This window comes from Streptomyces sparsus (assembly GCF_054776295.1).
This window is the reverse complement of the sequence record NZ_BAAHCA010001216.1, coordinates 1-1,212: the sequence shown is the minus strand read 5'-3', so window position 1 is coordinate 1,212 and position 1,212 is coordinate 1. Positions and strand designations below refer to the sequence as shown.

Sequence of the window (1,212 nt, the reverse complement as noted above, 5' to 3'; positions counted from 1 at the left end):
CGGCGCACCGCCGGGGCCGGGGCTGGTCGGGGCCGGGGTCGATGGGTCAGGCGGCGGAGTTGACCCGGGTGCTGAACGGCCGCTCCAGCCGGTCGAGTTCCTCCAGGCAGCGGCCGGTGCCGAGTGCGACGCAGTCCAGCGGGTCGTCGGCGACGATGACGGGCATGCCGGTCTCCTCGACCAGTCGCTCGTCGAGGCCGTGCAGCAGCGCGCCGCCACCGGTGAGCACGATGCCGCGCTCCATGATGTCGGCGTAGAGCTCGGGCGGGCACTCGTCGAAGGTGGCGGCGACGGCGTCGACGATGGTCTTCATGGGGGCGTCGATGGCCTCCATCACGGCGTCGGTGCTCAGTTCGACGAACGCCGGCAGGCCGGTCGTCCGGTCCCGGCCACGGACGGGAATGATCGCCGTCTTGCCCAGGGCCATCTTGATGTGCTCGGCCGTGCGCTCGCCCACCGAGATGGAGTGCTCCTTCTCCACGTGGGTGGCGATCGCGGTGTCCAGCGAGTCGCCGGCCACCCGTACGGACCGGGCGGTGACCACGCCACCGAGGGAGATGACGGCGATCTCGGTGGAGCCGCCGCCGATGTCCACGACCATCGAGCCGCGCGCCTCGTGCACCGGCAGGCCGGCCCCGATGGCCGCGGCCATCGGCTCCTCCACCAGGTGCACCGACTTGGCGCCCGCCCGGGCCGCCGTCTGGAGTACCGCACGCCGCTCCACGCCCGTCACCCCGCTCGGTACGCACACGATGACCCGCGGCGCCCGGCCGCGGCCCGGGCGGGCCTTGCGGATGAACTGCCGCAGCATGCCCTCCGCGGCGTCGAAGTCCGAGATGACACCGCCCTTGAGCGGGCGCAGCGCGGTGATGGAGCCCGGCGTCCGGCCGACGGCCTCCTTCGCCTCGTGCCCGACGGCGAGCACCCTGCCGGTGGTGGAGTCCACCGCGACCACCGAGGGTTCGTTCAGCACCACGCCACGACCCCGTGCGTACACCAGTGTGTTCGCGGTGCCCAGATCTATTCCGATGTCCCGGGAACTGAACGACGTGCTTCTGGCCATACCCTGACCTGCTGCTTTCATCAGTTTGTCGGAGATGCCCTTCCCCGGCAGCATAACCAGCCCCGCAGGCCGGACGCCCGGCGCGGACCGTCGAGCACACCCCCCGGAAGCCGCCGTCCCACACCGCCCCCGGCGCCGGGCCGCCACGG

1 protein-coding gene is annotated in these 1,212 nt (G+C 72.5%); it reads right to left on the bottom strand.

Annotation, left to right across the window (positions count from 1 at the left end; all coding sequences use genetic code 11):
* Positions 1-46: 46 nt before the first annotated feature.
* Positions 47-1,063 (bottom strand): rod shape-determining protein, encoded by a 1,017-nt coding sequence (locus ACYVE9_RS27490; RefSeq protein WP_461030598.1) that lies wholly within the window; start codon positions 1,061-1,063, stop codon positions 47-49.
* Positions 1,064-1,212 lie beyond the last annotated feature (149 nt).